At 62.4% G+C, this 13,490-nt stretch carries 16 protein-coding genes; 10 read left to right on the plus strand and 6 right to left on the minus strand.

The annotated features are described in order from the left end of the window. Window positions 1-945: maleylacetate reductase (locus VN004_RS02390; protein WP_325606651.1), on the plus strand; the 945-nt coding region annotated here is incomplete at its 5' end. 10 nt (window positions 946-955) lie between these two features. Here VN004_RS02390 and VN004_RS02395 read toward each other — a convergent pair. The 4 genes from VN004_RS02395 to VN004_RS02410 all read right to left on the minus strand — a co-directional run bounded on the left by VN004_RS02395 (window position 956) and on the right by VN004_RS02410 (window position 4,510). Beyond that, complete coding sequence (locus tag VN004_RS02395; protein WP_325606653.1) at window positions 956-1,459, minus strand: TIGR02444 family protein; 504 nt, start codon at window positions 1,457-1,459, stop codon at window positions 956-958. Between the two features lie 8 nt (window positions 1,460-1,467). Continuing rightward, window positions 1,468-2,049 (minus strand): UbiX family flavin prenyltransferase, encoded by a 582-nt coding sequence (locus VN004_RS02400; RefSeq protein ID WP_325606655.1) that lies wholly within the window; start codon window positions 2,047-2,049, stop codon window positions 1,468-1,470. Window positions 2,050-2,445: 396 nt separating this feature from the next. Further along, window positions 2,446-3,057, minus strand: a complete 612-nt coding sequence (fixJ, locus tag VN004_RS02405) for a response regulator FixJ (RefSeq protein ID WP_325606657.1) — start codon at window positions 3,055-3,057, stop codon at window positions 2,446-2,448. Continuing rightward, on the minus strand, window positions 3,050-4,510 hold the full coding sequence (locus VN004_RS02410) for a PAS domain S-box protein (protein ID WP_325606659.1): 1,461 nt from the start codon (window positions 4,508-4,510) through the stop codon (window positions 3,050-3,052). The genes fixJ and VN004_RS02410 overlap by 8 nt, the downstream gene beginning before the upstream one ends. 153 nt (window positions 4,511-4,663) lie before the next feature. Between VN004_RS02410 and VN004_RS02415 the strand changes: the two genes are divergently transcribed. Together VN004_RS02415 and VN004_RS02420 are read left to right on the plus strand one after the other, a co-directional pair. Beyond that, on the plus strand, window positions 4,664-5,344 hold the full coding sequence (locus tag VN004_RS02415; protein WP_325606661.1) for a helix-turn-helix domain-containing protein: 681 nt from the start codon (window positions 4,664-4,666) through the stop codon (window positions 5,342-5,344). A gap of 12 nt (window positions 5,345-5,356) precedes the next feature. After that, a complete protein-coding gene (locus tag VN004_RS02420) occupies window positions 5,357-5,752 on the plus strand; it encodes a hypothetical protein (RefSeq protein ID WP_325606663.1) in 396 nt (131 codons plus the stop codon). Between the two features lie 83 nt (window positions 5,753-5,835). Here the strand turns inward: VN004_RS02420 and VN004_RS02425 are convergent, their stop codons facing one another. Both VN004_RS02425 and VN004_RS02430 read right to left on the minus strand, forming a co-directional pair. Continuing rightward, window positions 5,836-6,195, minus strand: coding sequence for a c-type cytochrome (locus tag VN004_RS02425; RefSeq protein WP_325606664.1), 360 nt, complete (start codon window positions 6,193-6,195; stop codon window positions 5,836-5,838). Then, the gene (locus tag VN004_RS02430) at window positions 6,186-6,716 is read right to left on the minus strand and encodes a DUF6455 family protein (RefSeq protein WP_325606666.1); all 531 of its coding nucleotides are present in this window, start codon (window positions 6,714-6,716) and stop codon (window positions 6,186-6,188) included. Before VN004_RS02430 ends, VN004_RS02425 begins: the two co-directional genes overlap by 10 nt. Before the next feature lie 100 nt (window positions 6,717-6,816). On the opposite strand from VN004_RS02430, the gene ccoN reads away from it, so the two are divergent. The 7 genes from ccoN to VN004_RS02465 form a co-directional block, all read left to right on the plus strand. Continuing rightward, window positions 6,817-8,448, plus strand: a complete 1,632-nt coding sequence (gene ccoN / locus VN004_RS02435; protein ID WP_325606668.1) for a cytochrome-c oxidase, cbb3-type subunit I — start codon at window positions 6,817-6,819, stop codon at window positions 8,446-8,448. A 5-nt stretch (window positions 8,449-8,453) separates the two neighbouring features. Further along, window positions 8,454-9,188, plus strand: a complete 735-nt coding sequence (gene ccoO, locus VN004_RS02440; protein WP_325606669.1) for a cytochrome-c oxidase, cbb3-type subunit II — start codon at window positions 8,454-8,456, stop codon at window positions 9,186-9,188. Window positions 9,189-9,198: 10 nt separating this feature from the next. After that, entirely contained in the window at window positions 9,199-9,357 is a 159-nt protein-coding gene (locus tag VN004_RS02445; protein ID WP_325606670.1) for a cbb3-type cytochrome c oxidase subunit 3, read from the plus strand. Between the two features lie 5 nt (window positions 9,358-9,362). Next, window positions 9,363-10,235: a cytochrome-c oxidase, cbb3-type subunit III gene (gene ccoP, locus VN004_RS02450; protein WP_325606672.1), complete on the plus strand. Its 873-nt coding sequence runs from the start codon at window positions 9,363-9,365 to the stop codon at window positions 10,233-10,235. 6 nt (window positions 10,236-10,241) lie between these two features. After that, complete coding sequence (gene ccoG, locus VN004_RS02455; RefSeq protein WP_325606674.1) at window positions 10,242-11,759, plus strand: cytochrome c oxidase accessory protein CcoG; 1,518 nt, start codon at window positions 10,242-10,244, stop codon at window positions 11,757-11,759. Beyond that, complete coding sequence (locus VN004_RS02460) at window positions 11,756-12,265, plus strand: FixH family protein (RefSeq protein ID WP_325606675.1); 510 nt, start codon at window positions 11,756-11,758, stop codon at window positions 12,263-12,265. Before ccoG ends, VN004_RS02460 begins: the two co-directional genes overlap by 4 nt. Then, window positions 12,262-13,490, plus strand: a 1,229-nt coding sequence (locus tag VN004_RS02465; RefSeq protein WP_325606677.1) for a heavy metal translocating P-type ATPase, incomplete at its 3' end; no start/stop codon positions are given. The genes VN004_RS02460 and VN004_RS02465, both read left to right, overlap by 4 nt.

The following is a 13,490-nucleotide window of genomic DNA, read 5'->3' on the forward strand; positions in this document are numbered from 1 at the left end:
GAGCAGGCCGACAGCCTCCATCGGATCGCCGCCAGCCTTGGCCCCCTTGCCGCCGGGACATTCACCGAAGCGGCCATGCATACGCCCATCGACGTCACCGAGCGGGCGGTGCAAAAGGCGCAGGAATGCGGTGCGGATTGCACGGTGGCGTTCGGCGGCGGGTCATCGACCGGACTTGGCAAAGCCATCGCATTGCGCACCGACCTCACCCAATTCGCCATTCCGACGACCTATGCCGGGTCCGAAGTCACCCCGATCATCGGCGAGACCAGCGGCGGCGTGAAAACCACCCAGCGCACGCTGAAGGTGCTACCCGAAGTCGTCATCTATGATGTCGACTTCACCATGAGCCTGCCACAACGGCTCAGTGTCACGTCCGGCACCAACGCCATCGCGCATGCGGTGGAAGCGCTCTATGCGCAAGACCGCAATCCGGTGATCTCCATGATGGCGGAGCAGGCGATCGCGGCGATGGGCCGGGCGCTGCCGCAGATTGTTGCCAACCCGAAGGATCCGGAGGCTCGGGCCCAAGCGCTGTATGGCGCCTGGCTGTGCGGCGTATGCCTTGGCTCCGTCGGCATGGCCCTGCATCACAAGTTGTGCCACGTCATCGGCGGCGCGTTCGATCTGCCGCATGCCGACACGCACACCGTGATCCTGCCCTATGCGATGGCCTACAACGCCAAGGCCGCGCCCGATGCCGATGCAGCTGTCGCCCGCGCACTCGGGGCCACCGACGGCACGTCGGGACTTGTCGATCTCGCAACGCGTCTCGGCAGCCCGCGCAGCCTGAAGTCGCTCGGCATGCCTGAAAGCGGGATCGATCGCGCCACCGAGCTTGCCGTACAAAATCCGTACTGGAATCCCCGGCCGATCGAGAAGGCGGCGGTGCGTGCGCTGATCGCGGCGGCCTGGGCCGGTGACACACCGAAGCCGCTTGACTAGCGAGGCACGATCAGTCGCACGCCGAGGATGCCGCGAGCAGCTTCGTCAGCGGGAAGGCTGAGGCGTCCGCACCGTGAGCTGCAAGAACAGATCGTATGTTCTTTTGCGCGAGCGCGGATGAACCCGGCCCCGGTTGGCCGAAGCCATTCGTCATCCGGTGGAGCATCGCCTGCTCGACCTGCTCCGCGAACAGCTCGATCTCGGCAACGCGACTTCGGGTGGTCTTGATTGACGGCTCCGCGATGTCCGGACGCTCTTTCAGGCCACGCCGGACCGCGCGCAGGGGTTTCACCACCGCGGCGGACCACTGCCCCAGGGCCTTCTCGATCGAGGCGACGGCGCCAGTATCCAGCGCAATGCCCTGCACGGCACCGAGCCAGGCGGCGTAGAGGAGGACATTGACGTCGATGCCGAGTTCGTCCTGAGCCCGCAGACATTCTTCGGAAACGCCGGGCGCCTGATAAACCTTGAGCGAGAAGTGCCAGAACGGGTTGTCGAGGTCGAGGGCCGTCATCCGCGATGTCAGCTTTGCTTGCGGGACCTGCCGGACCATCGCCGCACCGTGCCGATCTCGATGTCGAAAAGATCGAGCACCCGGCCCAAAGTGTGGTCGATCATGTCCTCGAGCGAGGCCGGCCGCGCATAGAAAGCCGGTACGGGAGGATAGACGATCGCACCGGCCTCCGTGACCGCGGCCATGCTGCGGATATGCCCGAGATGCAGCGGGGTCTCGCGCAACATCAGCACCACACGGCGGCGTTCCTTCAGGCAGACATCCGCCGCGCGGGAGACGAGGTTGGTCGTGGTGCCGGTGGCGATTTCGCCCATCGTCTTGATGGAACACGGGGCGACGATCATGCCGAGCGTCCTGAACGATCCGCTCGAACAGGCGGCCCCGACATCCTGCTCCGGATAGACGACGGTTGCCAGCGCCTCGACATCGGCAACCGAGATATCGGTCTCGTGGGCCAGCGTCAGTCGCGCCGCACGCGATATAATAAGGTGGGTTTCGATACCGGAGTCCTTCATCAGCTCGAGCAATCGGACGCCATAGATCGCGCCGGATGCTCCGCTGATGCCAATCACCAATCGCTTTGCAGCCAAAAAAGCCTCACGCGGTCCGTCTTGAAGGCGGGATCGCGATCGCAGCCACTACCCGTTGGACGCGACCGATCCCCCGCCGGATGCTGCGCTGATAGCGGCCGCACCCGCAACGCTCAAGGAATCTTATCCGGGTCGCCTGGCCGGTTCGCGTCAGGAGCGCTGCGAATCCGGCTCATCCGGCTTCGCGGCCGGCTCTGCCCGCCGGTAGGATAGAACCAGGTCGCAGCGGAGGCAGGTGAATCGGTCATAGCCGCCAGCGTCCTCCGATCGCTCGGCACGCATCGTTATTCTACAGCGTGGGCAAGGCCTTAACGGCGGCAAATCCTGACTCATTCAGCCAAGCTGAACGGTTTTTTCCGGTCGGCTTTTGATCAGGATCAAACCCGGCCAAGGGACTCAGGGTGTTTGTGCCAGGAGCACCATGCGAACCAGCTCCGACAGACTGCCGGCTTGCATCTTGGTCATGACGTTCGCGCGGTAGACCTCGACCGTCCGCGGACTGATCCCGAGGTCGTGGGCGATTGTCTTGTTCGGCAGCCCGGCGACAAGACCATCCAGCACCTGGCGTTCCCGCTGCGACAGGCTGGCGAGGCGCTCCTCGACCTGCTGACGGGCACCAATGCGCTCGTCCTCCGCCTGGCGCACTGCCAGGGCCGATTTGACCGAAGCGAGGATCCGTTCATCGTCGAACGGCTTCTCCAGGAAGTCGAGCGCCCCGGCCTTCATGGCCTCCACCGCGAGCTGGATGTCGCCGTGACCCGTCATCACGATGACCGGGATCATGTACGACATCCCGCGAAGCCGGTTCAGCAATTCCAGGCCACTCATGTCCGGCATGCGAACATCGGTGATCACGCAACCCGCAACGTCGCGGGTCAGCCCTTCCAGGAACTGCGTCGCCGATGGATGGGGGATCGCATCGAGACCGGCCGATCGCAGGAGAAATGTCAGCGAGTCGCGGACAGCCTCGTCGTCATCGATGATATGGACGTGATTGCGTTCAGGCATCGCGAATAACCTCGCTCGGCGCGAGCTTGAGTGTGACGTGAAACACCGTTCCCCCACCCGGATTGGGCTCGGCCCAAAGCCGGCCGCCATGCGCTTCAATGATCGTCTTGGAGATCGACAAGCCAACCCCCATTCCGTGCTGCTTGGTGGTTACGAAGGGCTGAAAAAGCTGCGGTAGCACTTCCGGCGAAAGCCCGGTCCCGGTATCGGCCACACTGATCCGCACCATCTGGCCATCCTGTGCAGCCGACGAAATCACAAGTTGCCGCTGCGGCGTGTCTGCCATTGCCTCGATGGCGTTGCGTATCAGATTCAGCACGACCTGCTGCACCTGCACCTTGTCCGCGAAAACAAGGTCGTTGCTGGTATCGAGGTCAAAGCGCACCTTGACGCCCTGGTCCTTGGCGCCCACCAGCGCGAGCGCGCTCGCTTCCTCAAGCAGCTTCGACAGGCTTTCCGGCTTTCGTTCGGCTTCGCCGCGCGCAACGAAATTGCGCAGTCTCGAAATGATCTGGCCGGCCCGCAGCGACTGTTCGCTTGCCTTGGCGAGGGCTTCCGACACAAGCGCCTGCGCATTGTCGGACTTTGCCTCAAGCACGCGACGGGCACCCTTGAGATAATTCGATATCGCCGAAAGCGGCTGGTTCAGTTCGTGCGCCAGTGTGGATGCCATTTCGCCCATCGCGGTCAGGCGGGAAATATGAATGAGCTCGGCCTGCAATTCCTGCAACCGCCCCTCCGTTTTCTGCCGCTCGGTCAGATCGCGGATGAAGCCGGTGAAGAACAGCTTGTCGTTTGACCGCATTTCGCCGACCGCCAACTCCATCGGGAAAGTCGATCCGTCCTTGCGTTCGCCCACGACGACGCGGCCGACACCGATGATCTTGCGCTCTCCGGTCCGAAGATAGCGCTCCAGATAGGAATCATGGCTCTCACGATAGGGTGACGGCATCAGAATGCTGACATTCTTGTCCAGCATGTCCTCCGCCTTGTGGCCGAACAGGCGCTCGGCCGCCGTACTGAAGGACTGAATTTTTCCCTTCGGATCGATGACAATCATCGCATCCGGAATGGTGTCGAGAATCGATTTCAGATGCGCTTCGCGCGCGACTAGATCGAGATTGGTGGCTTCCACCGCCTGCCACGCCCGCTGCATCCGCCCGCCGAGCCATGCCAGACCGAATCCGATCGCCAGAAATGCCGCGGCATTGACGATGTCCGTCCGCGACAACGCACTTCCTGAGAGCCAGATTTCGATCGCGGCTATCAGGCCGGTCGCAAGGCAGCCCGGCAGCGGCCCGCTGACCGCGCTGATGACGAGCACAACGGGAACGAGAAACAGATAGACCGATCCGCCCTCAACATTGGGGAAAACAAAGACCCGGGCGATCAAGACGCCGGCGATCATGATCGCGGCGAACCCGTTGACGACCCAGCTATGACGGACCGGCATTTCAAAAATTCCGCATTTGTTCCAATAGCTTAACGAGGGGCTGCGGGATGTTCAACATGTCACCTACGGGATTTCCCTTAGGTGGAATATCCGAATTTTCGCGGGTGCGGGTTCTCCGTATCAAGACTCCAGATCGTTACAGGAGCACACGCCATGCACGCTCAGGCACTCAACCGGTCGCACCTTGTCGATCGTGCCTCCCTGTCTCACGGAGCATCCGACCAGGTTCAGACCTTGTTCGGAGCAATCGAATTGACCGGCGCGCGCATGTCCTTTGCCAAGGATGTGGAAATCTACGGCGAGAATGAGCCGGCCGACTATGTGTACAAGGTCCTGACCGGATCGGTCCGCGTTTACAAGATCCTGCAGGACGGCCGCCGCCAGATCGAAGCCTTCTACTTCCCCGGCGACGTGTTCGGCATCGAGCTCGGCTCGCACCACGCCTCTTCCGCCGAAGCGGTTTCCGCATCGACCATCGCCGTCGTTCGCCGCTCGGCGCTTCTCGCAGCCGCCGCAAAAGATGCGGAGGTTTCAAATCGCCTTTGGTCGCACACCGCCCGCGAACTCGAACAGGCACGGCGTCATGCCATGCTTCTGGTCAAGACCGCGCAGGAGCGCGTTGCGTCTTTCCTGATCGACCTGTCCAACCGGCTCACGGGTGAAGCGGTCGAACTGCCGATGTCGCGGCAGGACATCGCCGATTATCTCGGACTGACGATCGAGACGGTGTCCCGCACGCTGACACAATTTCAGCAAACCTCGGCCATCGAGCTTGCCACGTCGCGCCGCATGATCCTCCGCAACCGACAGGCGCTGCTCAACCTCGATTCCTGAGGAGGACAAGCGATGGCGGCCGTCCATGCTCCTGCATTGCCGAGGAATTTTCGGAAGATCCGTCTGGAACTGGCCCGCGAGAAGGGCCATCCGGCCGGAAGCGCCGGGCGCGGCTATATCATCGTCGCTCCACTCGACAAGGATCACCGGTTCGACCCCGAAACCTGGAAGGACCGTCGCGACGCGTGCCGCGTTGTGCGCTTCCGCTCGGGCGAGGATGACGACATCGGTCATCTGGTGAGACGGCGCAACGGCGGCTGGGCGTTCCACTACGACATTCGCGGCGATGAGGACGACGAATCCGGCTACCACTTCGAGAACGAGCATTTCGAGGTTGGCGAATACGTCTCGGTCCGCGAAGCGGATACAACGCATACCTATCGGGTCATATCGGTCGAGCCGGTGTGAGCAGGTCGCCACACTTGAATACTTGAAAACAAAAGAGCGGCCCTTGAGCCGCTCTTTTTCATTTGCTGCATAGATCCGGGCCTTCAGCGCAAGCTCTTCAGGAAGGCGATGAAATCGGCGACCTGATCAACAGCGAAGCGGAATTCCGGCATGCTCGGATGACCGGTGATGATACCCTCCGCCAGCGCTTCCTGCAGGCTCTCGACCGGATACTTCTTGTGCAGATCGCGGAAGGGCGGCGCATCCTTCAGCGGACTCGGGCTGACCTTGTCGATGGCGTGGCAAGACACACAATAGGTGCGCGCGATGACCACGCCGCGCTGCGCGCTCTGTGCATCCGCTGACGTTGATGCGGCGATCGTTGCAAGCGAAATCGCCCCGGCCGTGCCGGCCAGGGCGACGATGACCCGCGCTGACGCTTTGATCCTCGCTATCAATGACATTTCGCGGCGCCTAGCGCTTCAACCGTCATCCGGTTGGGGCAATAATCCGGCCACGCTGCGGCTTTCCCCTGGGTGTCGGGCCGGGTATCCATGTCGTGCTCGCACCGGCTCTTGCTGTCGCAGAACGAGCAGCAGCGCTGCATATCCCGCAAGACCGCCGAATCCAGCGCCTTGAGGTCGATGCCGGCCTGTTCCAGACGCCGGTACAACAACGAGGCGGAATCGCCAGATTGCCTGGCCAGATCCAGCACATCCGCGAAGGACAGACCGGCATCCCTTACCATGCGTTCGAGTTCGGCATTGCCCAGCGCCTGCAACTCCACTGCCGCTGCGCGGCGCCTGCGAAAGCGATTCCAGGCCTCACTGATCGAATGAAGAAAACCTGAGTTCCGCGCGACCGATTGAACCGTCATGGTCACCTCCTGTGCTGGAACCATTTCGCTCACGCTCGCGCGATCAGCCTTGCGTTGAATCAACTGTTTCCAGCGTTTTTTTGCACTGCGGTTGACCTCGATCAACATCGGTCCGGCGCGAACGCATCATTGATGTTACGAAGTTCTCGCAATCTCGGTCCGCGCACGGGGTTCCATGTCACACACACCGGTTGGCTCTCTCAAAACGATGAGCGTCAGTGAAGGCGCGCTGGCGCTCGTTTTCGCTGCCACCGCATTTCTGTCCTTCTTCATCGCCGCGATGGCGCATACGCCTGAATACGCGTTCCATGCCTCGTTGTTCGCGGCAGGAAGCGCGGCCGCAGTGTTCGCGATCGTCGAACGCTATTTCAATCGGCCGGCGGCGGCCGAACCGCTCACCATCGACGGCAAGCCCAATTACAACATGGGGCCGGTCAAGTTCGCGACCATCGCTGCCGTGTTCTGGGGCATTGCGGGATTCGCTGTGGGCGTCTACGCGGCGCTTGAACTTGCCTTCCCGGTCCTGAATTTCGATCTGCCGTGGCTGACCTTCGGCCGGATCAGGCCGCTGCACACCTCCGCGGTCATCTTCGCATTCGGCGGCAATGTCCTGCTCGCCACCTCATTCTACGTCGTGCAGCGAACCTGCCGCGCGCGACTCGCCGGCGATCTCGCGCCGTGGTTCGTCGTTCTTGGCTACAACTTCTTCATCGTGGTCGCCGGCACCGGATATCTGCTCGGCATCACCCAGAGCAAGGAATACGCCGAACCGGAATGGTATGCCGACCTGTGGCTGACCATCGTCTGGGTCGTGTACCTGATGGTGTTTCTCGTCACGTTGATGCGGCGCGCCGAACCGCACATCTATGTCGCCAACTGGTTCTACCTCGCTTTCATCGTCACCATCGCGGTGCTGCACCTTGGAAACAACGCGGCGGTTCCGGTCTCTCTCTTCTCACCGAAGTCCTACATCGTCTGGGCGGGCGTGCAGGATGCCATGGTGCAATGGTGGTACGGACATAACGCGGTCGGATTCTTCCTCACCGCCGGCTTCCTCGCCATCATGTATTACTTCATCCCCAAGCGCGCGGATCGTCCGATCTATTCATACCGGCTCTCGATCATCCACTTCTGGGCGCTGATCTTCCTCTACATCTGGGCCGGCCCGCACCACCTTCACTACACTGCGCTGCCCGACTGGGCGCAGACCCTCGGCATGACCTTCTCCATCATGCTGTGGATGCCGTCCTGGGGCGGCATGATCAACGGAATCATGACGCTCTCGGGCGCGTGGGACAAGCTGCGCACCGACCCTGTGCTGCGCATGCTGGTGGTGTCGGTTGCGTTCTACGGCATGTCGACCTTCGAAGGTCCGCTTATGTCGATCAAGGCGGTGAACTCGCTGTCGCACTACACCGACTGGACCATCGGCCACGTGCATTCCGGCGCGCTCGGCTGGGTCGGCTATGTGTCGTTCGGCGCGATCTACTGCCTGGTCCCGTGGCTCTGGCACAAGCGCGAGCTTTACTCGCTCAAGCTCGTCAACTGGCACTTCTGGATCTCGACCATCGGCATCGTGCTCTACATCACCGCGATGTGGGTGTCCGGCATCCTGCAAGGCCTGATGTGGCGCGCTTACACGAGCCTCGGCTTCCTCGAATATTCCTTCATCGAGACCGTCGAGGCGATGCATCCGTTCTACGTGATCCGGGCGATCGGCGGCATCCTGTTCCTGATCGGCGGACTGATCATGGCCTTCAATATCTGGATGACGATCGTCGTCCCCGAAGAACAATCGGCTCAGCAAGGCGGCTCGGCCGCACTGGTTCCGGCGGAGTAATCGCAATGTCTCTCTGGTCGAAACACGCCATCTTCGAAAAGAATTCGATCATCCTGTTGATCGGCGTTCTGATCGTGATCTCCATCGGCGGCCTCGTCGAGATCGTGCCGCTGTTTTATCTCAAGAGCACGATCGAGAAGGTTTCGGGCGTGCGTCCCTATACGCCGCTCGAACTTGCCGGCCGCAACATCTATGTCCGCGAGGGCTGCTACAATTGCCATTCGCAGATGATCCGCACGATGCGGGACGAGGTCGAGCGGTACGGGCATTACTCGCTCGCCGCCGAGAGCATGTATGACCGGCCGTTCCAGTGGGGCTCCAAGCGCACCGGTCCCGATCTCGCGCGCATCGGCGGCAAATATTCCGACGAATGGCACAGGGACCATCTGAATTCGCCGAAGTCGGTCGTGCCCGGCACGGTCATGCCCTCCTATCCATGGCTGGCGCGCACCGAGCTCGACTACAAGCACATCGCGGACGATCTCAAGGTCCAGGCCGTACTGGGTGTGCCTTATTCGCCGGAGATGATCGCCAACGCCACAGCCGACCTGCGCGCCCAGGCGGCCGCCGATCATCCGGACGCGGACGCGCTCCTGAAGCGCTATCCGAATGCACAGGCCCGCGACTATGACGGCAATCCAAACGCGATCTCCGAGACCGATGCCTTGATCGCCTACCTGCAAATGCTCGGCACGCAGGTCGACTTCAAGCTCTACGACAACAAAGCCAACATCCGCTGAGGCCGTCGCCATGTCCGAGACATACAAGACGTTAGCCGAATTCGCTCAGACCTGGGGCCTCGTCTACTTCGTCGGCGTGTTCCTTGTCGTGCTCGTCTACGCGTTCTGGCCATCGAACAAGAAGAAGTTCGACGAAGCCGCACGCATGCCGCTGCGGGAGGATGATTGACCATCATGGCCAAGCACGAGATTGATGCCGTCACCGGCACCGAGACCACCGGGCACGAATGGGACGGCATTCGCGAACTCAACAACCCCCTGCCGCGCTGGTGGCTGTGGGTGTTCTACGCCACGATCGTCTGGTCGATCGGTTACTGGATCGTCTACCCCTCCTGGCCACTGGTGACGCAATACACGCAGGGCGTCTTCGGCTGGAGCTCGCGGGGGGCCGTCGCGGAGGATCTCGCGGCCTTGCGCCAGCAGCGTTCGGCGATGGCGGATCAGATCGCTGCGACCCCGCTCCAGGAGATCATCGCCGACCAGCGCATGCTGGACTTTGCACGGGCGCAGGGACGCGCTGCCTTCGCCGACAATTGCGCGCCGTGCCATGGCGCAGGCGGTGGCGGCGCCAAGGGCTATCCCAATCTCAATGACGACGACTGGCTGTGGGGCGGCAAGCTTTCGGACATCGAATACACCATCCGTCACGGCGTCCGCTCGACCGACGACAAGTCACGGCAGGGATCGATGCCGGCCTTCGGGCGCGACAAGCTGCTCACGACGCCCGACATTCTCGCGGTCGCCAACTACGCCCGGTCCTTGTCCGGGCTGCCGGCCGCGGCGGATGCGGATCTTGCGCGCGGGAAGAAGGTCTTCGCCGAGAATTGCGCGTCCTGCCACGGCGAAAATGGCAAGGGCAATCGCGAGATCGGTGCGCCGGACCTGACGGACCAGATCTGGCTTTATGGTCCGAGTCTTGAAGCCATCGTCGAAGGACTGATGAACGGCCGCGGTGCGGTGATGCCGGCCTGGGCGCCGCGCCTTGACGATACCACCATCAAGTCCCTTGCCGTTTATGTTCATGGGCTCGGCGGCGGCCAGAAATAGGCGATCATGGCTACGCTCGTCATCGATCATCGCACCAAGGCGGGGGCCGCTTCCGGGTCATCCGGAAACGGCGCCCCGCAGCCTGTCGATGATCTGCACGAGCCCGAGCCGCCGCTCTATGCCGCACGCCGGAAGATCTATCCGCAGAGCGTTCACGGCACCTTCCGCAACATCAAATGGGCGGTGCTGATCGTCACGCTCGGCATCTATTATTTCCTCCCGTTCGTGCGGTGGAATCGCGGGCCGGACGCGCCCGATCAGGCGGTGCTGATCGACTTCCCCGGTCGTCGCTTCTACTTCTTCTTCATCGAGATCTGGCCGCAGGAGGTCTATTTCTTCACCGGTCTCCTGATCATTGCGGCGATGACGCTGTTCCTGATGAACGCCGTCGCCGGCCGCGTCTGGTGCGGCTATCTCTGCCCGCAGACCGTCTGGACTGACCTGTTCCTGGCCATCGAGCGCCTGGTGGAAGGCGATCGCCGTCAGCAGATGCTGGCGGATGCGGGACCGTGGACGGCGCAACGCATCGCCCGCAAGGCGCTGAAGCATTTTCTCTGGCTCATGGTTGCGTGGTGGACCGGCGGCGCCTGGGTTCTTTATTTCGCCGACGCTCCGACGCTGGTCAAAGATCTCGCGACCGGCCACGCGCCTCTCCTTGCCTATGGCTGGATCGCGATGTTGACGGGAACGACCTACATGCTCGCCGGTCACATGCGCGAGCAGGTCTGCACCTATATGTGTCCATGGCCCCGCATCCAGGCCGCGCTCACCGATGAATACGCGCTCAACGTCGCCTATCGGTTCGACCGCGGCGAACCGCGCGCCTCGGTCAAGAAGAGCGAGCAGCTTCGGCTCGAAGGCCTGCCCGCGGGCGACTGCATCGATTGCCGGCAATGCGTGAATGTGTGCCCGACCGGCATCGACATCCGCAACGGCGCACAGCTCGAATGCATCCAGTGCGGCCTGTGCATCGACGCCTGCGACAACATCATGGAGAAGATCGGCCGGCCCAAGAGGCTGATCGGCTACGACAGCGAGGTCAATCTGCAGCGGCGGCTCGCGGGTGAGCCCCCGGTTCAGAAGATCGTTCGAACCCGCACCGTGATGTATGCCCTGATCATCGCCGCGGTCGGGGGCATCATGCTCTACGCGCTGCTGACCCGGCATGCCTTCGACGTCAGCGTCATCCACGACCGCAATCCGGTCTTCGTGCGCATGACGGACGGGGCGATCCGCAACGGCTACACGCTGCGAATCTTGAACAAGCGGCTCGAACCCCGTCGCTTCGCGGTTTCGGTGCAGGGCGTCCCGGCCTCGACCATCGAGATCATCGGCCTGCCGCTCGGCGCGGCTCACAACGTCGAGGTCGGGCCGGACCAATCCCGTGAATTCCGCGTGCTGGTCAACAATTACGATTTCGCTCCCCTCGCCTCGACGCCGATCATTTTCCATGTCGTCGATCTCGACTCGCGCGAGTGGGCGCAAGCCAAGGATCACTTCCGCGCACCGGAGCGTTCCAAATGAGCGGCAGCGGCAGCAGCATCAATCCCAAAGGACAAGAATTGACCGGGAAACGGGTGCTTCTCTATTTCGTCGGCTTCTTCGTCGTCGTGGCCGCGGTCAATGCGGTGATGGTGCATGTCGCGGTCAAGACCTTTGCCGGGACGGAGACCGGTTCCTCCTACAAGGCCGGGCTCGCCTACAATAAGGAGGAAGCGGCAGCCCGAGCGCAAGACGCGCTGAACTGGCAGGTCGACGGACAGCTCGCCCGCGCGCCATCGGGCGACGCTATCCTGACCGTTGCCATCAAGGATCGGACGCAAAAGCCGGTCCCCGGAATCAAGGTCGCGGCGCAGCTTGCGCATCCGCTGAATGCGCGCCTCGACCACAGCATCGAACTCATCCGCATGGCGGACGGCACGTTCCGCGGCACGACCGACGCAAGCGCCGGGCAATGGACCTTGCTGATCGACGTGACGCGGGACGGCGAGCGCATCTACCGTACCAAGAGCCGCGTGGTGCTCAAATGACCGCAACACAGCGCCGTGACTATTCTCATTATACGCGTCGTGCCGCCGATGGCGTCGCGACCATGGATGTCGTTGTCGACGGAATCCATTGCGGCGGCTGCATCGGCCGGATCGAACGGTCGCTCAAGGCCGTTCACGGGCTCGCCGATGCGCGGCTGAATTTCACCAACCGGCGCCTCACCTTGACCTGGAAGGACCCCTCGTTCGATCCGGACGAGGCGATCCGCCTTCTGGAAGGGATGGGCTATCACGCCAATCCCTTCCGCCAGCAATCGAGCGAAAGCCAGGAAGTCGCCCATTCGAAATTCCTGCTGCGCTGCCTCGCCGTGGCCGGCTTTGCGGCGATGAATATCATGCTGCTTTCGGTGTCGGTGTGGTCCGGCAACGTGACCGACATCACGCCCGAAACGCGCGACCTGTTTCACTGGCTGTCGGCCGCGATCGCATTGCCGGCAGCGGCCTATGCGGGCCAGCCCTTCTTCCGCAGCGCCTGGAACGCGCTGAAGGCACGCCACACCAACATGGACGTGCCGATCTCCCTCGGAATCCTCCTCGCGCTCGGCCTCTCGCTTTACGAGACCATGCATTCCGCCGAGCACGCCTATTTCGATTCCGCGATCATGCTGATCTTCTTTTTGCTGTGCGGGCGCGTGCTCGATCAGATGATGCGCCGGCGCACCCGCGCCCTTGCCGGCAACCTCGCCGCCCTGAAATCCGCAACCGCGTTCCGGCTGATGGACAATGGCGAGTTGATCGAAATTCCCTCGGCCGCCTTGCGGGTCGGCGACCGCATCCTGGTGCGGGCCGGTGAACGGATTGCCGCGGACGGTGTCGTCGTCAGCGGCCACGCCCATCTCGACGAAAGTCTCATCACCGGTGAAACCACGCCCGCGAAAGTGCGCTCGGGCCGGCAAGTCTATGCCGGCAGCATCAATCTGGACGGCGCATTGACCATCCGTATCACCGCGGCCGGCGAGAACACGTTCCTCGATGACATCGATCGCCTGCTCGACAAGGCGGTGAACGCGCGATCGCGCTATGTGAAACTGAGCGACCGGATCGCGAGCTATTATGCGCCGATGGTCCATGCGACCGCCGCACTGACATTTGTCGGCTGGATGCTGGCGGGGCAATCGCTTCATGCCTCAATCGTCACCGCCATCACGGTCTTGATCATTACCTGCCCCTGCGCGCTGGCGCTTGCCATTCCCGCGGTGCAGGTGGT

The organism is Pseudorhodoplanes sp., from assembly GCF_035565855.1.
Taxonomy (GTDB): Bacteria; Pseudomonadota; Alphaproteobacteria; order Rhizobiales; family Xanthobacteraceae; genus Pseudorhodoplanes.